Raw genomic sequence first — 18,071 nt, forward strand, 5'->3', positions numbered from 1 at the left:
CACCGGCATTGCTTCAGGCCGTGAAAACTTTAGCAGGATCGAAGGGAAGTTTCGCCTCGTGTAATTCACGAGCGAGAATGCCTTTCCATCCACCAGTATCGTCCATCGAAATGTAGGCAACACCATCAAAATCGGAGGGTTTTTCGACATTACCTTTCAACAATGCCGCCACATTCTCTGGCCCGAGCTTGCCGATGAAAAAACCAAGTTCAAAAATGACGTTTTGCCGCGCGCGCTTTTGGACATTCCCGGCGCCGGCGATCCCACCTTCGTCATCAGGGGTCAGTAAGACGATGGCGAACTGGGCGCCTTCGCTTTCCTCCTGAAACTTCGTCAGCAAATGCCGTCCCTTGTTTGGGCGCATATGAAGGATGATTGGCTCCAAGCCAATTGCGCTGATGAATAAGGCTACCTCATTTTTAGTACCGTCGTCACGACCGTGAACGATAAAAACTTTCCGAGAAAGATTAGGGATGGCTGCCATTTCACGAGCTGGGTTCAACTCAAAACCTGATTGTTCCTCTAGCTTTTCCTCCAGCGACTTGATCGCTTGCTTCAGTAGCGCGGCGGATATACCGATCGACCGAGCGATGGATGCCTGAAATTCATCCGGCGGAGTTGGATAAGACATGTTGTAAGGGCCGCGATCAAAGTCTTTCGCCTGCCTATATCGATGATAGTCCGCCGTATCCGAACCGAAGGTGTCAACCAATGCAGCATCGACCGCAGCCTCTAAAGCATCAAGTTCGGGCGCATTAAACTGATCTGTCACTGATTGCGGATTGAACGCCTTCACTTCATCGAGCCTCTTCGTCAAGCGGGTGATACCCGCTTGCATCTGCTGCGGCGTCAATTTGGCTGCCTGCGGCGGAGCCAAAGACTTCGGTTGTCTCGCCATGCTTCGCCCTTCCTGTTCAGCGTCCTTGATGCTGACCCATTCCCACGCAAGCTCACGGACCGCTGGTGGGCCACCTATGATCTGATGACCACCATTCGCTAAGTCGGCCTTCACCCGATCGAGACCGAGTCTTTCCCATTGTTCGAATCGAACCCGACGGCCTTCCGCGCTAATTGCGCCGGATAACGTAGCGGGTGAAGCCAATGCCGATCGCACACCATGCTCTTCCATGCCCGGAAAGCGAATGTCTATAGCAGGCATACGGGAGCCGGTTACGACATCAATTCCCGGACCCGTGATCTTCGCGCGCCCGATGGTGTGCTGCACAACTAAAAAGGGTTCCCATAGGATATACCCTGCTTCGGCCAAATGTTGACACGCGTTTGCAATGGCGGCACGGCTGACCGGGTGCGGGCTTAGAATAGTCTCGTCCGTTGGAACCCAGCCACCGTTATCATTTCGCAGCCCGTGAAAGTGCTTGAGCAGCCAGCCTCTGATTTCCGCGTCGTCGATCATCGCCTGTTCCCATATCTGGTGAAGGACACTATCAGATACAATCAGACTAGGGATGAGCGGCTGCTAAGGGTTTTCTCCCCGCTCAACGATTCAAGGCATGTCGAAATTTTTGACCGTTCCAGCAGTCACATCGGCAGCGAAGACCTCCCAGCTTCACACCACCAGCACCGTAGAGCCCGTCGTCGCGCGGCTTTCCAAATCCTGATGGACGCGCACCACGTCGTCGAGCTTGGCGATCTCGTTGACGGCGATCTTCACATCGCCCTTGGTGACGACGCGGAGGAGATCGCGCGCGCTCTTCATGAGGTCTTCGTGTGAGGCCGTATAGGTGTTGAGCGTCGGACGCGTCGCATAGAGCGAGCCGCGTTTCGTGAGTTCCGCCAAATTAAAATCCTCGATCGCGCCCGAGGCCGACCCGAAGCTCACGAATAGGCCGAGCGGCCGCAGACAATCGAGCGAGGCCGGGAACGTCGCCTTGCCGACGCCGTCGTAAACCACGTCGCAGAGCTTGCCCCTGGTGATCTCTTTGACCCGCGCGGCGAAATCCTCGTCGCGGTAGAGGATCACATGTTTCGCGCCGGCCTTTTTGGCGAGCTTCGCCTTCTCGGGCGAGCCGGCCGTCCCGATCACCGTCGCGCCGAGCGCATTCGCCCATTGGCTGAGGATCTGGCCCGTGCCGCCTGCCGCCGCCTGGATCAGAACACGATCGCCCTTTCTCACTTTGTAGCAGCGCCGCAGCAGGTAGCGCGCCGTCAAGCCCTTGAGCATCATGCCGGCGGCCGTTTCATAGGAAATGCTTTTGGGCAGTTTGATGAGCCGGTCCGCGGCAACGACGCGCTGCTCGGCATAGCAGCCTAAAGCCGCGACATAGGCGACGCGGTCGCCCTCTCTGAACCCCTTCACGCCTTTGCCGAGCGCCACGACTTCGCCTGCCGCTTCATTGCCGGGCGTGAAGGGCAAGCCAGGTGCCGGATAATGGCCGCTGCGGAAATAGATATCGATGAAATTCACGCCGATCGTATGGTTGCGGACGAGCACTTCACCCGGACCCGGCGGCGGAATCTCAATATCCTCGATCCGCATGACGTCCGGACCGCCCACTTCATGAACGCGAACTGCTTTGACCATGAGACTGACAACCATTTGGAGATAATGGCCGGATGATAGAGGAATTCACGAGCGCTGCGAACCGGCCTTAATAACGATTTCAGCGGCGCGGCCAGCCGGGCTTTCCCCATCTGCGAGGCTCATGAGCTCCTTGAGCCGCTGGAAGGCCGCGATCTGCGCCTCGCGGTCCGGCCCGTCCCGCAGAAGCGCGACCATGGCACCGGCCAGCTTGTGCGGCGTGCAGGCCTCCTGCAGAAATTCCGGTACGACGTTCTCGCCGAGGATCAGATTGGGCAATACGATCGACGGGACGGTGATGACATATTTCAAAAAGCCCTCGGCCCAGGAGACCTTATAGGCGACGCATTGGGGCACGGAGGCGAGCGCCAGCTCCAAAGTGACCGTGCCGGACGCCGCCAGCGCCGCGCGGGCGCGTCGGAAGGCTGCGAATTTCTCGGCCTCGCCTGTCACGATGCGCGGTGGCCAAGGCCAGTCCGCGACGCGCGCCCGGATGAGCGCTTCCAAATGCGGCACCGCCGGAAGCACCACCTCGACCGGACCGAAGGTGGAGCGGATCAGGCCGATCGCGGCGCCGAAATCATCCAGCAGCCGTGTGACTTCCGAACGCCGCGAGCCCGGCAGGACGAGCACCAGCGGAGGGTCAGCGCTCCGCGCGCGCATCTCGTCCTCATTGGGCGTCAGCACGTCGAGACGCTCGATCAAGGGATGCCCGACATAGCTGCAGGCGGGGCCGCCAAGCCGCCGGTGCGCCTCGGGCTCGAAAGGCAGAAGCGCCAGGACATGATCGATAGAACGTCGCATCTGAGCGGCGCGGCCTGGCCGCCAGGCCCAGACCGTCGGGCTGACATAATCGACGATGGGCAGATCGGGCCGCGCCGCCCGCAGCCGGCGCGCCACCCGATGGGTGAAATCGGGACTGTCGATGATAGCGAGAACGTCGGGTTCGAAGCGCAACGCCGCTTCAGCGGTCTCGCCGATGCGTTTTACGAGGAGCGGTAGACGGGCGATGACCGAGACAAAGCCCATGACCGCGATATCGTCCATCGGAAAGAGGCTTTCGAGCCCTTCCTTCGCCATGGCGGTGCCGCCGACACCCGCCGTGACGACGCCCGGCTGTCGCGCGCGCAAGGCCCGCATCAAACCAGCCCCCAGTTGATCGCCGGATTCCTCCCCAGCCACCAAAAAGACCTTCATCGCCGCCCGCTTGGCCTCACGCTTGAGCCCCGCCCTCGTCATGGCTGCTCGCTGGTGCGCAGATCGCCCGATCGCGGCCTTCGCGCAGAAAATCGATAATGGCCTGGACTTCGCGAGACGTCGCGAATTCCTCCGCGACATCCGCGATCCGCTCGCTGAACGTGCCTTCCGGCGCGAACAAAAGCCGGTAGGCGCGGCGCAGATCCTTGACGGCCTCGCGCGAAAACCCGCGCCGCTTCAGGCCAACCAGATTGAGCCCGGCCAAATGGGCGCGATTGCCGACGGCGAGGCCAAAGGGAATGAGATCGCTTTCGAGCCCGCTCAATCCGCCGACGAAAGCATGCGCACCGATCCGCGTGAATTGGATGACGCCCGCGCCGCCGCCCAGGATGACGAAATCGCCGATGGAGACATGGCCGGCGAGCATCACATTGTTCGACAGGATGACGTCGCTACCGACTTTGCAGTCATGCCCGACATGCGCATGGGCGAGAAAGGTGCAGCGGTCGCCGACGATGGTTTTCATACCGCCGCCCGTCGTGCCTGGGTTCATCGTCACACCTTCGCGGATGAGGCAATCCGCGCCGATCGCCAGAGTCGACGGTTCGCCGCGATATTTCAGATCCTGCGGCGGATGGCCGAGAGAGGCGAAAGGATAGATCCGCGTCCGCGCGCCAATGCTGGTGCGCCCTGCCAGGACCACATGCGAGGCGAGCTGCACCTCGGCACCGAGCTCGACATCGCCGCCTATATGGCAATAGGGCCCGATGCTCGCGCCCTCGCCCAGCCGCGCACCGTCCTCGATGATGGCGGTCGGATGAATGATAAGACCTTGGCTGAGCGTCTTCATCCGGCGCATGGCTTTCAGATCGGCATTCGCGGTTTGCGGATGATGCAGGGATTTTTTCAAGCCTCGCCGGTCTTTCCGGGCATGATCGTGGCTGAAATCTCGGCTTCGCAAACGAGATTGCCATCGACCAGCGCGCGGCCACTATACCACCAAATATTGCGGCGCTGATTGGTCTTCGTCATATGATATTCGAGGCGATCGCCCGGGATGACAGGCTTGCGGAATTTGGCCTTGTCGATCGTGACGAAATAGACGACCGGCTGCGGTCCGAGCTCGGGATGCGCGTTGATGCAGAGCGCGCCTGCCGTCTGCGCCATGCCCTCGATCATGAGCACGCCAGGCATCACCGGGCGTTCCGGAAAATGCCCCTGAAATTGCGGTTCGTTCATCGTGACGTTCTTGATGCCAATGCCGGACTCGTCGCCGTGAACCTCGATGATCCGGTCGACGAGGAGAAAAGGATAGCGATGCGGCAGCGCTTTCAAAAGCCGCATGATGTCGAAAACCTCGATCGTTTTCGCGACCACCTCGTCCATCGAACCTCCAATTCAGTGATATTGGGTCTTATAGACCTCGATCCTCTTCCGTGAGAAGGGCAGCCCCGGAAAGCGCCGCCTTTTGCCGTGCCGCGCAGCGCATACAGATCCAGAAACTATTTTTTCTCAAAGGCTTATGGCTTCGCCTTGATGCCTGGTCTTAGATGAAGTGCTGCAGCTTTCCGCGATCATGCGCTAACGCTTGCCGCGCGCCAGCCGGTCGAGCACGACATGCGCGCGTAGCCAGCGCCGGAAGGGCTGAGCCGGCGTGCCGCCGAGCCGGGCCTTGGCCGGCACGTCCGCGATCACGCCCGACTGGGCGGCGATCTCAGCGCCTGCACCGATCTTGAGATGGCCTGCGATGCCCGCCTGCCCGCCTGCGGCGACGAAATCGCCGAGTTCGGTCGAGCCTGAAATGCCGACCTGAGAGACAATCAGGCAAGATCGCCCGATCGTTACATTATGGGCGATTTGGACGAGATTATCGATCTTCGCACCTTCGCCGATCACGGTATCGCGCGTCGAACCGCGATCGATCGTCGTATTGGCGCCGATCTCCACATCGTCTTGAATGATGACGCGGCCGATCTGCGGCACTTTCAGATGACCCTGCCGGCCGGGGACGAAGCCGAAACCGTCCTGCCCGATCCTGACGCCGGGATGGATGATGACGCGATTGCCGATCAAGGCGTGAATGATCGTCACCTGCGCGCCGACCGAACAATTGCGGCCGAGGCAGACATCGGGACCGATGACGGCGTTTGGGCCGATCGTGGTTCCCGCCCCGATCTCGGCGCGCGGTCCGATCACGGCGCCGGGATCGACGATCACATCCGGCTCGAGCCGCGCGTCGGGATGGACCGACGCCCCCGGACTGATGCCTGTCGAACCGAAGAGAGAGCCCGGTTGCAGGCTTGCCGGACAGAGCTTGGCGAGCGCGAGCGCAAAGGCCCTAGAGGGGCTTTCCGTCACCAGAGCCACGGTGCCCGGCGGCACGAGCGCGGCGTTGCGCTGCGTCACGAGACAAGCGGTCGCCCGCGTCGTTGCCAGAGCGTCTTGATATTTCGGATGATCGAAGAAAACCAAGGTGCCTGGTTCGGCATCCTCGAGCGGCGCGATCCAATGCACGGGTGTCGAGAGCATGGCGCCGGGCGGCGCTTTGGTATATGTCCAGGCGACGACATCGCCCAAAGTCGCATTAAGGATGCCGCGCCAAAAAATCGGTTCGCTCATTGAAAGACTGCCAAAACGAGCGTGATGCTCTCGCCCGAAGCCATAGCAGTGTCTTTGGTCGATTTCACGCCCTGCCGAGCCGCGTCCAGCACGGCATCGGCTCAAGCTGCCTTGGATTGAACCAATCCAAGGTCATGCGCGATCGCGATCAGAAGGTCGTGCCGCCCGAGAAGCGGAAGAACTGGGTCTGATCGTAGGGGCTCTTGGTGATGGCCTTGGCGAAGTCGAAGCGGATCGGCCCCATCGGCGAATTCCAAATCAACGAAACACCGGCGGAGGTTCTGATCGTCTTGTTGTCGCCGCCGACCGTCAAGCAGGTGCCTTGGGTGAAGAGCGGAGAGGCATCCTGCGGTGTACAGTTCTGAGGCAAGCCACCCGGCGTGAAATTGGTCTTGCCCTCATAGCCGAACAACGTGCCCGAATCGAAGAAGGCCGCACCCTTCAAACCAAAGTCCTTAGGCAGACCCCAGATCGGGAACTGAACTTCGGCCGACGCGCCGACATATTTCGTGCCGCCGAGCGGGTTGCCCGAGGGATCGACGCCGAAGGACACGTCGCGCGGGCCGATGCCGTTCGGTGCGAAACCGCGGACGAGCGACGGACCCATGTTGAAGTTGTCGACGATCCGCAGCTGCTGGCCACCCAAAGCCTGGAGATCGCCTGCCTGGAAGTGAAGGATACCGACGAGCTCGTCGAAATAGACCGTATGATAATACCGCAGGTCGCCGGTCGTGCGCAGAAACTTCTCGTCGCCGCCAGCGCCGGCCGCATCCTGCTTCAATTCAGCGTAAATGCCGCCAGTCGGATTCTTGTAATTGTCCAGCGAGTTATAGGACAGGCTATAGCCGAACATCGAGGTCACTGTCGCGCCCGCCGCCTCTTTCAAGGCCAGCGACGCTTCGCCATTCGTCAAACAGTTCGAGTACGGCCCGAGCGGGAGCGCCCCAAACGTGCCCGGTGTCACGAACGCCACCGGCAGCTGACAGTCGTTATAAGGATGTTTGCTATCATTCGGGATGGAGATGTCCGAACGATAGATCGAATAACGCGGCGAGAAGGTGATCTCGTCGGTGATGGGCAGGCCGAAGCGCACCGTGCCGCCGGTGACGAAGTTATTGTAGAATGAATATTGCGAGACATCCGTCTTCTTGGCGAAGACGTCGAATCCGGCCGCGATCCGATGATCGAGGAAATAGGGCTCCGTGAAGCTGAATGTCACGCCGCGGCTATACTGGCCTTCCGAGACGGCGAGCTTCACATATTGGCCGCGTCCCATGAAGTTCGATTCGCTGACCGCGACTTCGGCGATAAAACCGTCGCTCGTGGAATAGCCGCCGGACAGCGACAGCGAACCCGTCGGTTGGTCTTCGACATCGACGACCACGATCACCCGGTCTGGCGCCGAACCCGGCTCGTTGGTGATCTTCACCTTTTTGAAGAAGCCGAGGTTGTTCAGGCGGCGCTCGGCGCGGTCGATGAGAACTTTATTATAGGCGTCGCCCTCGGCGAGTTCGAACTCGCGGCGAATCACGTAATCGCGTGTACGCGTGTTGCCGCGAACGACGATGCGTTCGATATAGACGCGCGGACCTTCGTCGATCACGAAGACGATGGCCACGGTATGGGTTACCGGATCGCGGTCGCCGCGCGGGTGGACCTGCGAGAAGGCATAACCGCGCTTCATGACCTCTCTGGTGAGGGCCTCGGTCGTCTTTTCGATCATGTTGCCATTATAGGTCTCGCCGGCCGAAAGGCGCAGATAGCTCCGCAGCGAGGCTCCGTCGATCTCCGGAATATGCGATTCGACATCGACGCTGGCGACCGTATAGGGCGCACCTTCTTCAACCGTGATCGTCACGATATAGCCGGTCCGTTCCGGATCGTATCGGATATCGGATCCGATCACACGGAAGTCGGCATAACCATTCTTGAGATAGAAACGGCGAATGAGTTCGAGGTCGGATGAAATCTTGTCCGGGTCGTAGACGTCGGATGTCTTGAAGAAGGAGAGGAAATTCATCTCCGTCGTCTGCATCATGTCCTTCAGCTTGCCGGTGGAATAGGCGTGGTTGCCGACGAAATCGATCTCCCGGATGCCCGTCTTGCCACCCTCGTCGATGGTGAAGACGACATCGAGCCGGCCGTTCGCCAAATCGACGGTGCGCGAAGTGACCGTCGCGGCGGCGCGTCCGGACCGGCGATAGACGTCCTTGATGCGCTCGATATCGGCCGCGACCGTCGCCGGACTATAGGGTCCGCGCGATTTCGACTGGATCTCTGACTGAAGTGTTTCGGTCTTGACCTTGCTGTTGCCCTCGAAGGCAACGCGATTGATGATGTTATTTTCAGTAACGGTAACAGCGATACCGCCGCGACCGCCGCTGACCCTCACATCCGCAAACAGGCCCGTGGCGTAAAGATCCTTTACACCCTTGTTGATGGAGGCCTGGTCGGTCCCTTTGAAATAGGACTGAATCGTCGGGGTATCGACGCGATGATTGCCATAAACGGTGACACTTTCAGCGTAGGCCGCTGGAGACAACACTCCGAGCAACGCAAAAAAGAGTGCCGCGAACAGAAACCGGTTTGGACGGAAACCTAAAAATCGCATTGTAAGACCGGTCCCCACTTCGATAAAGCCGCAGATCGAACCAGCGGCAACCAGTTGATCTGGTTGTATATTGGGATGGTTTAAAACAAGCCGGAAGGCCGCCATCCTCTAGCTTCGCTTCTACCCGTTTTAATTTAGCCTGCAAATCCCGTTTACCCTTTTTAAGTCGATTTCAAAGGCACGTGGCGGGTAAGACACGTTTCTGAGTAAGCAAACTCTTAAGTGTGACGGTTAACTACGTCTAATCGCGAAAATGACGTCGGACGCCATTCTTTGGACCTATTTCTATTCGGCAAAGTGACGCTTCTGTGGCGCGGGTCGAAGCTGCCGCTCACATTGATGCAATGTTCTGCAACAAAAGGAGACGGCTTGAAGCAGCCGTCTCATCAAGCCCGTTCGATCCAGACCTTTCGATCCGAATCTAACCCCAGTGCATCCACTGGCGGGTGATCCGGGATATGTCATTGTAGGTGGCGAAAATCATAAGTCCGGCGACCAAGGTCAAACCGATTCTATAGCCGAACTGCTGGGTCTTCTCGTGCAGAGCCCGCCCCCGCACGGCTTCCACCGCGTAATAGAAGAGATGGCCTCCATCGAGCAGCGGAATCGGCAGAAGATTGAGAAAGCCGATCGAAATCGACAGGATCGCAGTCAGGCTCATCAAAGCGGCAAAGCCGATCTTGGCCATCTCGCCCGAAGCTTGCGCGATACCGGCGATGCCGGACAATTGCTCGGCCGATTCCCGCCCGATCAAGAGACCCGAAAGATAAGAGCCCGTGCGCTCGATGACATACCATGTCTCGGCCGCGGCCATCCGCGCCGATTCCGGCACGCTGTAGCGCTCGACATGGACATTTGCCGGATTGTTGGCGGCTTCGACGCCGAGAACGCCAACGCGTGTGGTCCCGAAAGGCGTGGCAATATCGCGCCGACGCGGCGTCGCAACCAGATCAACGGTCTTGCCATCGCGCTCGACGACGAAGGTCAGGCTCTGGTCGCTGGAGGTCTGGACAATGCGCTGCATGTCCTCGAACCCATTGATCTTGACTCCATCAATGGAGACGATCAGGTCGCCCGGGCGAAAGCCGGCGTCTGCCGCCGCGCTGCTGGGGGCCACCGCGTCGACCCGCGGAATCAACATCCCGCGGCCTTCAATTGAAAAAATTCCGGTAAAGATCACGATTGCCAGCAGAAAACTGGCGAGCGGCCCGGCGGCGACGATCGCGGCGCGCTTCCAGACATTTTGGGCGAAGAAGGTCACCGCCTTCTCGTCGGAAGGCATGTTGGCTATGCCGGCCTCGTCCGTCATCGAGGCGCCATTGGCATCGCCGTGAAATTTCACATAGCCACCGAGCGGGAAGGCTGCGATCCGCCAGCGCGTGCCCCAGCGGTCGGTGAAGGCAGCCAGTTCCGGACCAAATCCGAGGGAAAAGGCATCAACCTTAACGCCGCACAAGCGGCCGACGGTGAAATGCCCAAGCTCGTGGAAGAAAACCACGATGCTCAGAACGAAGATGAAAGGGACGATATATCCGGCAAGAGACCATAAATTCATGAGTATCGACATAGGTCTCCCCTATAGGCGCGGAAGGTTGCGGAAAAGCCAAAACTTCCCGCTTACGCTTTGGTATGGTTACTGATTTATTACCATGCCGGAAGCGGACGACCGCGCCAAGAGGGCTCGCGATCTTTCTCTCACCATATGGTCAATGGCGAGCGCATCCTCAACAGATTGGGGTTCCTTTGCCACACCGTCCGCCAAAGCCGCCTCGCAAGCCGCTTCGACGACACGCGCGATCTCATGGAAAGAGATGACCCGGTTGAGGAAAGCTTCGACGGCGATTTCATTCGCCGCGTTCAGGACGGTCGGCAGCCCCTGCCCTTGCCGCAAAGCCTCGATTGCCACGCGCAAAGCTGGAAAACGATCGAAATCCGGCCGCTCGAAGGTCAATTGACCGACCGCCGCCAGATCGAGCCGCCGCGCCGCCGTCTCGATGCGCGTCGGATAGGATAGGCAATGGGCGATCGGCACTTTCATGTCGGGTGCCGCGAGGCCAGCCGTCACCGATCCATCCTTGAAGGATACGAGCCCATGCACGACCGATTGGGCGTGCACCAGGACATCGAGCCGCGCCGCCTCGATGCCAAAAATATAATGAGCCTCAATGACTTCCAGGCCCTTGTTCATGAGGCCCGCCGAATCGACGGTGATTTTCGGTCCCATCGCCCAATTGGGATGATTGAGCGCCTGTTCGGGCGTCGCCTGCGCGATCTGCTCTTTGGTCCAGGTGCGGAATGGGCCGCCTGAGGCGGTCAGCGTCATCATTTCGATCGTATCGGGATCGCATTCATTCATCGCCTGGAAGATGGCGTTATGCTCGCTGTCTACCGGCAAAAGCCGCGTGCCGGTCTTCTCGGCCTGGCGAATGAAGGCCGGACCGGCGCAAACCAGACATTCCTTGTTGGCAAGCGCCACGGTCCGCCCGGCCGAAAGCGCCGCGAATGTCGGTTTGACTCCGGCCGTGCCCGCGATCGCACCCATGACCATGTCGGAAGGATAAAGCGCCGCTTCGATGACAGCCTCAGGACCCGCCGCCGCCTCGATCCCGCTGCCGGCAAGCGCCTCTTTGAGTTCTGCGTAGCCGGCTGGATCGGCGAGCGCGGCGAAAGACGCGCCAAGTTCGCGCGCCGTGCGGGCCAAAGTCTGCGGATCGCGGCCGCCTGCCACAGCAGGGACGCTGAAGGCGCCCTTGGCGCCCAAAATGATCTCAACCGTCGAGCGGCCGATCGATCCGGTCGCGCCAAGGATCACGACCGAGCGGGGTTCGGACGCGGAAGCCGGCTTCTGTTTGAGTTGAACAACCGTTTCCATGTTGCTGTTTCTCTTTGGTTAATGCCAATCAAACAAGCCGGCGGCAAGTGAGGTGCCGCCATGCAAGAGACCGATTGCGACGGCAAAAACGGCCGCTGCGATGAAACCGTCGAGGCGATCCATGAGACCGCCATGGCCCGGGATCAGCCGGCCAGAATCCTTCACGCCGAACCGCCGTTTCATCCAAGATTCGAACATATCGCCAGCCTGCGCAACGGCTGCCGTTATCAGGCTCAATGCGAAGACATGCAAGAGCGGCACCGGTCCGGGCAGCCCTTTGAGCCCGACGAAGGTGCCGAGGACCGCGCCGCAGGCAATGCCGATCAGCGTGCCCGACCAGGTCTTGCCGGGCGAGACCGCCGGCCAGATCTTGGGGCCGCCCAAAGTGCGGCCAGCAAAATAGGCGAAAACGTCGGTGCCCCAGACAATGGCGAAGAGCCAGAGGATCGCGCGCGGCCCCAGGCTCGCGTCATTGCTGAGAAGACAGAGCGACCCGATCAGAACGCTGGCATAGACGAGACCGGAGCTTGCCCAGATCCGCCGTCCTGGTCCGGCAAGCGCAGCCATGAGCAAGGCAGCCCCGGCCAGACTGAGGACAGCCAGTTTGAAATCCAAGCGGCTCGTAAAAGCCGCGACAAGGACGAGACAGAGGCTGCCGGTCAGATAGCGCGCCAGTCTTTGCTCGCCGTCGATGATCCTTTGCCATTCGCAAAAGACGGCGATCGCCGCCGCGAGCCAGATCACCACGAAAATATCGCCGCCGAACCACCAGGCGGCGAGCGCCAGCGCCATCAAGGCGAGGCTCGACAGCAGCCGCGGCAGAAGGTCGGCCAGAGCGGGACGAGAGGCCGTTTTGGAGGAGGACAGCTCCGGCCGATCCTGACCCGAGGCCATTTGATTTAAATCTCCGGCCTGCATTGCAAAAGGATCAAGGGATTTTCGCGCGTCCATCGGCGCGCTCATAAACCCGTCCCTACTTTGGCACCGTGCGCCGTCACGCCGCCAAACCGGCGCTCGCGCGACGCGAATTGGGCCAAGGCCGTCTCGAAAGCCTGGCGATCGAAATCCGGCCAATAGATCGGCAAGAAGACGAATTCCGCATAGGCGGCCTGCCACATGAGAAAATTCGACAATCTTTGTTCGCCGGACGTCCGGATGATGAGATCGGGATCCGGGATGCCGGCCGTATCGAGATGTTGCACGAAGAGGGTTTCGTCTATCTCTTCCGGCCGCAGCCGGCCGTCGGCGACCTTCTGCGCGATCGCACGCGCGGCAGCGACGATTTCCTGCCGGCTGCCGTAGTTGAAGGCGATGACGAGCGTGATCCCGGTATTGGCCTGCGTCAGGCTTTCCGCATCTTCGAGCAAAGCGCGGATGTCCGGCTTCAACGTGTCCTTGATGCCGATGATTTTGATCTTCACGTTGGCGCGGTGAAGCTCGTGCAAATCATTATGAATGAAACGTTTCAAAAGCCCCATCAGATCAGAGATTTCCTCGACGGGGCGGGTCCAGTTCTCAACCGAAAAACTATAGACGGTGAGATAATCGAGGCCGAAATCGATGGCCGCGCGGACGGTCTGGCGCAAAGCCTCGACACCGCGCCTGTGGCCCTCAAGTCGCGGCAGGCCGCGGCTCGCGGCCCATCGGCCATTGCCGTCCATGATCACGCCCACATGCGAGGGACGGCGCGAAGGAACGATGTCCACGGCCTTTTGCCTGATCTCCTCTTCGATGATGTCCGGCGTCGCCATTGGTGACTGTGCCCTTGCCGATCCCACTCTGAGAATTCGCCGTCCGCCAAGAAGGACGCGGTAGCGTGATGCCAGAAGATTGCGTCGCGATCATGCCTCAACTGTGGTGCGGCGCCTGATCTTACATGAAAGGCCGGCCACTTTCCGCAACCGCCTTTAAACCTGCATGATTTCCTTTTCCTTGATCGCCAGAGCCTGATCGACATCCCCGACAAATTGATCGGTCGCCTTTTGGATTTCCGCTTCGTGGCGCTTTTCGTCGTCTTCGCTGATCTTCTTGTCCTTCAGAAGCTTTTTGAGACCGTCGATCCCGTCGCGGCGGACGTGCCTGATCGCGATGCGCGCCTCTTCGGCATATTTATGCGCAACCTTCACCATTTCCTTGCGGCGCTGCTCGTTCAGCTCCGGGATGCGGATTCGCAGGATCTGGCCTTCGACGGTCGGGCTGAGGCCGAGGTTGGACTCGCGGATCGCCTTATCGACGGCATTCACCATACCCTTGTCCCAGACCTGAACCGAAAGAAGCCGCGGTTCCGGGACGCTGATCGTTCCGACCGCGTTGAGCTGCATCCGCTGACCATAGGCCTCGACATAAATCGGCTCGAGCAGGCTGGCCGAGGCGCGCCCGGTGCGCAAGCCGCCGAGTTCGTGTTTTAGGGACTGCAATGCGCCCTGCATATGCTCCCTGAGGGCGGATAAATCGAATTCTGTACTCATCATCGAACCTTGATCTTGGCTCAGAAATCTTGGCTCGGACGCCCTATTGGGCATTCCTGGAGCCGGACGTAGCCGTCCAAATTAAGCAACAGCTTGCGCGATTCCAAATCGAAACCGAAAGCCCGCCAGAGTCTGTGTCGAAACTCACGGCAAACCCTAAAGCCTCTTGCCGCCTTGTGCTAGCCTTCGCAACGGCCCTCTTTGCCGCACGAAGCGCCCGCCCGCCTGACGCTCTCATGGCAAAACCAGCGTGGCCAAGCCTTTTCCTTCCAGCGCCGCGCGGATCGCGCCGCGCTCCTTGATGGAGAAGACGAGGATCGGAATCTTGTTCTCGCGGGCGAGCGCGAAAGCGGCTGTGTCCATGACCGCGAGATTTTTGTTGATGGCCTCGTCATGGGTCAGCTTGGTATAACGCGTTGCCTTCGGATCTATCTTCGGATCGGCCGAATAAATGCCGTCGACCTGGGTCGCCTTCATGATCACGTCGCTTGAGAGTTCGGCGGCGCGCAGCGCCGCGCCGGTATCGGTCGTGAAGAATGGGTTGCCGGTGCCGCCGGCCAGAATCACGATCCGCTGTTTCGAAAGATGATGCAAAGCCGCCTGGCGGGAATAAGGCTGGCAGAGCGACGGCATCGGAACGGCCGAGAGCACGCGGGCGGACTGGCCGAGTTTCTCGATCGCAAACTCAAGCGCCAGAGCGTTCATGACGGTTGCCAGCATGCCGATCGAATCGGCGCGGGCGCGCTCAATGCCCTTTTCGGCGCCCTCGATGCCGCGGAAGAAATTGCCGCCGCCGACGACGACTGCTATCTCGACGCCAAGCGCAGCCGTTTCGACGAGGTCCAAGGCGAGGCGTTCGAGCGTTTCGGCATCTAGGCCGTGGGTCCGGTGCCCCATGAGCGCTTCGCCGGAGAGTTTCACGACGACGCGGCGCCATTGCCGCAAGGCCTCCGGCGTTCCGCCTTCCTCAGTCATCCGAGTTCCTTTGAAAAAGAATGCGATTCGTCTTTCGGCAGTATAGCTTGGGTCGTGGCGATTTTATTATCCTACATCTTTCCTAGAGCGAGCAACCGCATGGATGAAAGCGTTAAAACACTTGTCGCGGAAGCTTTCCCCGATTTAGCGCATAACTTGTTCGGACGTGCTTTCAGCCTCGACGAGGCATGCGAGCTTGTCTCAGCCTATATGTTCCGGCGCTATGGCGTCAGCGATTATCAATGCAGCCCAGCGGTGAAAGAGGCCCTGACCTGCCAGCTCGACGCGGAAGCTAAGTTGCAGCGCGCCCCAGACGGCGGCGCAGCTCCGGCCTGGAAACCTTCGTCTTGATGTAACAGAACGTGTTGATGCGAGAGTAAAGGAAACGGCGCAATGCCCAAGTTCGAGACCGCCCGCGGCTCCTTGCGAATCCGCCTGATCGTCATCCCGGCGAGCCTCCTCGTTCTCGGCATTCTGGCAGCCACCGTCACCACGCTTTATGGCGCCCGCGACCGCATCCATTCCGAAATCGATTCCGGCGTCAATCTCGGCAGCCGGCTGATGGAATATGCGCTCGACGACGTTGCGAGTTCTCCCAATCCGGCGGAAGCCTTGCGGCAATTGCGTGAGGATCTCGCGCATGTGCGCCATATCAAGGTCGCCTATGTCGCCAATCCCGCACAAGACAAGGTCGAGCCGCCGAACTCCGACAGCAAGCATGCCGCGCCACACTGGTTTCAACAATGGTTCGAACCGGCCCGCGTCGTCCAGACCTATAAGGTCAATTTCGGAAATGAACCGCACGGCGAACTCGTCATGTGGACGCAGCCTGCCGACGAAGTGAACGAAGTCTGGCTCGGCCTAACCTTCGTCACAGGCCTGCTCGGCGTCCTCTCATTCGCGATCATCGCGCTCATCCTTTTGACGGCGCGCCAAACGCTCGCGCCGCTCCACACTTTGGTCGAAGGCTTGGATCGGCTCGAACAAGGCCAGTTCGATGCGCTCGCCGAAATCCGCGTCGCCGAATTGCGCCGCATCGGCGAGACATTCAACCGCCTCGCGCATTCGCTTGCGAGAACCGAAGCGGACAATCATTTCCTTATCGACCGGCTGATGTCGGTTCAAGAAGCCGAGCGCAAAGAGCTCGCGCGCGAATTGCACGACGAATTCGGCGCCTCGCTTTTCGGCATCAGGGCCGCCGCCTCCTGCATCATCGCGGCGATTGGCACCCGCGACGCGATGGATGTGGCGGCCCAGGAACTTATCGATAAGGAAATCGTCGACCGCGCCGCGCTGATCTCGACTTTGGCGGACGGCATTCAAAAACAAAATTATCGCATTCTCGACCGGATCAGACCCGTCATTTTGCATCAGATGGGCCTCTTCGATGCGCTGCGCCAGCTCGTCGACTCCTGGGGGGCGCATCATCGCGATTGTTCCTATGCGCTCGATCTGCCGTCCGAAAATCTCAGCTTCGACGAAGAGGTCAGTCTCACAGCCTATCGGATCATCCAAGAATGCCTCACCAATGTGGCGCGGCATTCGAAGGCGAAAGCGATGCATATCGGGCTCCGCTATGGTACCGACGCGAAGGCGACCGGCCTTCACATCCGCATCGAAGATAATGGCATCGGCCTGCCGGCCGGCTTTCGATTTGGTTTCGGCTTTCTCGGCATGAGCGAAAGGCTGCGCAAACTCGGCGGCCAATTGCATATCAGCAATGCGCCTAGGACAGGCACGATCATCGACGCTTTTATCCCGGCGTCGCCGCGCCCGTCGGAGCGCGTCTTTTCCGAGCGTTTGGAAAATATCCTTATAAAATAAGGGTAAATTCCCTACGCCAACACCGTTGCAACCTTGGGCATTTGCAGCTTATGACTTGAGCTTCGTGATCTATGGAGCATGCTCTTGTCCGAAATCTCCGCGACGTTTCGGGATCATGCTGACGCAGATGGACGGTGGATGGACAAACAGGTGAAAGTTCTGGTCATCGAGGATCATCCGATCGTTCGCGACGGTTGCATGCGCATCTTCGCGCAACGGACCGACATAGACGCGATCGAAGCGAGCTCGGCCGAAACCGGCAGCGCGCTCAATCGGAGTCTTGCACCGGAGATCGTCGTGCTCGACGTCAATCTTCCGGATGCCAACGGCCTCGATCTCATCAGCTCCCTGCTCGCCGATAATCCGGCTGCGAAGATCATCGTCTTCAGCATGTATGAGGCAGCGAGTTTCGTGACTCATGCGCTCGAAAAAGGCGCCCGTGGCTATATCACCAAGAACGATGACCCGATGACCATTCTATCGGCCATAGACAAGGTGCGTGCGGGCACGGTCTATCTCGGCCAGGCGGTGGCGCAAAATCTCGCGCTCTTTAATCTCGAAGCTGCCAATAGTCCTTTGCGCGATCTGAGCGATCGCGAGCGGCAGGTGCTTGGCCTGCTCGGCGATGGCAAAAGCCTCACCGAAATCTCGTCCGATCTGACGATCGGCTACAAGACCGCCGCTAATCTCGTCTCTGCGATCAAGCAGAAATTGTCGATTCCGACGAGTTCGGCGCTGATCAAATTCGCCGTCGAGCAACGCGCAAAGCTCTGATCGCGCAGGGATCCGACCTTTTTAGCTGTCGGATCGGGAATTTTTCCATGAAAATAACGGGAACTATTCTCAAGTATCCGCATAACATCCAGCGTAGAGAATAGTATTATTCTTGATTGTTGCAAATAAAACACGGGCTTTTGGTTTGTTTGTCTGGCAGATCGAAAGCCTTTGCCGTCACTTTCAGGAGGT

The 18,071-nt window shown here is 59.5% G+C and carries 16 protein-coding genes; 3 read left to right on the forward strand and 13 right to left on the reverse strand.

Annotated elements, in window-relative coordinates:
- Nucleotides 1-13: 13 nt before the first annotated feature.
- The 13 genes from A3OQ_RS23725 to pyrH all read right to left on the reverse strand — a co-directional run bounded on the left by A3OQ_RS23725 (nucleotide 14) and on the right by pyrH (nucleotide 15,281).
- Nucleotides 14-1,414, reverse strand: a complete 1,401-nt coding sequence (locus tag A3OQ_RS23725; protein ID WP_020176455.1) for a TIR domain-containing protein — start codon at nucleotides 1,412-1,414, stop codon at nucleotides 14-16.
- Nucleotides 1,415-1,567: 153 nt separating this feature from the next.
- Nucleotides 1,568-2,542 carry a quinone oxidoreductase family protein gene (locus A3OQ_RS0116165; protein ID WP_020176456.1) on the reverse strand — a complete coding sequence of 325 codons (975 nt, stop codon included), beginning with the start codon at nucleotides 2,540-2,542 and terminating at the stop codon, nucleotides 1,568-1,570.
- A gap of 45 nt (nucleotides 2,543-2,587) precedes the next feature.
- Entirely contained in the window at nucleotides 2,588-3,778 is a 1,191-nt protein-coding gene (gene lpxB, locus A3OQ_RS0116170) for a lipid-A-disaccharide synthase (RefSeq protein WP_020176457.1), read from the reverse strand.
- The gene (gene lpxA, locus A3OQ_RS22745) at nucleotides 3,753-4,586 is read right to left on the reverse strand and encodes an acyl-ACP--UDP-N-acetylglucosamine O-acyltransferase (protein WP_040581235.1); all 834 of its coding nucleotides are present in this window, start codon (nucleotides 4,584-4,586) and stop codon (nucleotides 3,753-3,755) included. The genes lpxB and lpxA overlap by 26 nt, the downstream gene beginning before the upstream one ends.
- A 56-nt stretch (nucleotides 4,587-4,642) precedes the next feature.
- Nucleotides 4,643-5,122: a 3-hydroxyacyl-ACP dehydratase FabZ gene (gene fabZ / locus A3OQ_RS0116180; RefSeq protein ID WP_020176459.1), complete on the reverse strand. Its 480-nt coding sequence runs from the start codon at nucleotides 5,120-5,122 to the stop codon at nucleotides 4,643-4,645.
- 195 nt (nucleotides 5,123-5,317) lie between these two features.
- On the reverse strand, nucleotides 5,318-6,355 hold the full coding sequence (lpxD, locus tag A3OQ_RS0116185) for a UDP-3-O-(3-hydroxymyristoyl)glucosamine N-acyltransferase (protein ID WP_020176460.1): 1,038 nt from the start codon (nucleotides 6,353-6,355) through the stop codon (nucleotides 5,318-5,320).
- Between the two features lie 148 nt (nucleotides 6,356-6,503).
- Nucleotides 6,504-8,966 (reverse strand): outer membrane protein assembly factor BamA, encoded by a 2,463-nt coding sequence (gene bamA, locus A3OQ_RS0116190; RefSeq protein WP_026595905.1) that lies wholly within the window; start codon nucleotides 8,964-8,966, stop codon nucleotides 6,504-6,506.
- 421 nt (nucleotides 8,967-9,387) lie between these two features.
- A complete protein-coding gene (rseP, locus tag A3OQ_RS0116195) occupies nucleotides 9,388-10,533 on the reverse strand; it encodes an RIP metalloprotease RseP (RefSeq protein ID WP_020176462.1) in 1,146 nt (381 codons plus the stop codon).
- 66 nt (nucleotides 10,534-10,599) lie between these two features.
- The gene (dxr, locus tag A3OQ_RS0116200; protein ID WP_020176463.1) at nucleotides 10,600-11,838 is read right to left on the reverse strand and encodes a 1-deoxy-D-xylulose-5-phosphate reductoisomerase; all 1,239 of its coding nucleotides are present in this window, start codon (nucleotides 11,836-11,838) and stop codon (nucleotides 10,600-10,602) included.
- An 18-nt stretch (nucleotides 11,839-11,856) separates the two neighbouring features.
- Nucleotides 11,857-12,732 (reverse strand): phosphatidate cytidylyltransferase, encoded by an 876-nt coding sequence (locus tag A3OQ_RS0116205; RefSeq protein WP_026595907.1) that lies wholly within the window; start codon nucleotides 12,730-12,732, stop codon nucleotides 11,857-11,859.
- Between the two features lie 65 nt (nucleotides 12,733-12,797).
- Complete coding sequence (locus A3OQ_RS0116210; RefSeq protein ID WP_020176465.1) at nucleotides 12,798-13,589, reverse strand: isoprenyl transferase; 792 nt, start codon at nucleotides 13,587-13,589, stop codon at nucleotides 12,798-12,800.
- Nucleotides 13,590-13,745: 156 nt separating this feature from the next.
- Nucleotides 13,746-14,306 (reverse strand): ribosome recycling factor, encoded by a 561-nt coding sequence (frr, locus tag A3OQ_RS0116215; RefSeq protein ID WP_026595908.1) that lies wholly within the window; start codon nucleotides 14,304-14,306, stop codon nucleotides 13,746-13,748.
- A 234-nt stretch (nucleotides 14,307-14,540) separates the two neighbouring features.
- On the reverse strand, nucleotides 14,541-15,281 hold the full coding sequence (gene pyrH, locus A3OQ_RS0116220; RefSeq protein WP_020176467.1) for a UMP kinase: 741 nt from the start codon (nucleotides 15,279-15,281) through the stop codon (nucleotides 14,541-14,543).
- 99 nt (nucleotides 15,282-15,380) lie between these two features.
- Here pyrH and A3OQ_RS0116225 point away from each other — a divergent pair, with 99 nt between their 5' ends.
- The 3 genes from A3OQ_RS0116225 (at nucleotide 15,381) to A3OQ_RS0116235 (ending at nucleotide 17,879) form a co-directional block, all read left to right on the forward strand.
- Nucleotides 15,381-15,632, forward strand: coding sequence for a hypothetical protein (locus tag A3OQ_RS0116225; protein ID WP_020176468.1), 252 nt, complete (start codon nucleotides 15,381-15,383; stop codon nucleotides 15,630-15,632).
- Between the two features lie 42 nt (nucleotides 15,633-15,674).
- A complete protein-coding gene (locus A3OQ_RS0116230; RefSeq protein WP_020176469.1) occupies nucleotides 15,675-17,105 on the forward strand; it encodes an ATP-binding protein in 1,431 nt (476 codons plus the stop codon).
- Nucleotides 17,106-17,243: 138 nt separating this feature from the next.
- A complete protein-coding gene (locus A3OQ_RS0116235; protein ID WP_020176470.1) occupies nucleotides 17,244-17,879 on the forward strand; it encodes a response regulator transcription factor in 636 nt (211 codons plus the stop codon).
- The last annotated feature ends 192 nt before the right edge of the window (nucleotides 17,880-18,071 follow it).

The sequence above is a fragment of the Methyloferula stellata AR4 genome (assembly GCF_000385335.1).
GTDB classification, from domain to species: domain Bacteria; phylum Pseudomonadota; class Alphaproteobacteria; order Rhizobiales; family Beijerinckiaceae; genus Methyloferula; species Methyloferula stellata.

Coding starts and splice junctions, on each gene's coding strand:
- A3OQ_RS23725 (WP_020176455.1), bottom strand. CDS start 1,414: ATGATCGACGACGCGGAAATCAGAGGCTGGCTGCTCAAGCACTTTCAC.
- A3OQ_RS0116165 (WP_020176456.1), bottom strand. CDS start 2,542: ATGGTCAAAGCAGTTCGCGTTCATGAAGTGGGCGGTCCGGACGTCATG.
- lpxB (WP_020176457.1), bottom strand. CDS start 3,778: ATGACGAGGGCGGGGCTCAAGCGTGAGGCCAAGCGGGCGGCGATGAAG.
- lpxA (WP_040581235.1), bottom strand. CDS start 4,586: ATGAAGACGCTCAGCCAAGGTCTTATCATTCATCCGACCGCCATCATC.
- fabZ (WP_020176459.1), bottom strand. CDS start 5,122: ATGGACGAGGTGGTCGCGAAAACGATCGAGGTTTTCGACATCATGCGG.
- lpxD (WP_020176460.1), bottom strand. CDS start 6,355: ATGAGCGAACCGATTTTTTGGCGCGGCATCCTTAATGCGACTTTGGGC.
- bamA (WP_026595905.1), bottom strand. CDS start 8,966: ATGCGATTTTTAGGTTTCCGTCCAAACCGGTTTCTGTTCGCGGCACTC.
- rseP (WP_020176462.1), bottom strand. CDS start 10,533: ATGTCGATACTCATGAATTTATGGTCTCTTGCCGGATATATCGTCCCT.
- dxr (WP_020176463.1), bottom strand. CDS start 11,838: ATGGAAACGGTTGTTCAACTCAAACAGAAGCCGGCTTCCGCGTCCGAA.
- A3OQ_RS0116205 (WP_026595907.1), bottom strand. CDS start 12,732: ATGGCCTCGGGTCAGGATCGGCCGGAGCTGTCCTCCTCCAAAACGGCC.
- A3OQ_RS0116210 (WP_020176465.1), bottom strand. CDS start 13,589: ATGGCGACGCCGGACATCATCGAAGAGGAGATCAGGCAAAAGGCCGTG.
- frr (WP_026595908.1), bottom strand. CDS start 14,306: ATGAGTACAGAATTCGATTTATCCGCCCTCAGGGAGCATATGCAGGGC.
- pyrH (WP_020176467.1), bottom strand. CDS start 15,281: ATGACTGAGGAAGGCGGAACGCCGGAGGCCTTGCGGCAATGGCGCCGC.
- A3OQ_RS0116225 (WP_020176468.1), top strand. CDS start 15,381: ATGGATGAAAGCGTTAAAACACTTGTCGCGGAAGCTTTCCCCGATTTA.
- A3OQ_RS0116230 (WP_020176469.1), top strand. CDS start 15,675: ATGCCCAAGTTCGAGACCGCCCGCGGCTCCTTGCGAATCCGCCTGATC.
- A3OQ_RS0116235 (WP_020176470.1), top strand. CDS start 17,244: ATGGACAAACAGGTGAAAGTTCTGGTCATCGAGGATCATCCGATCGTT.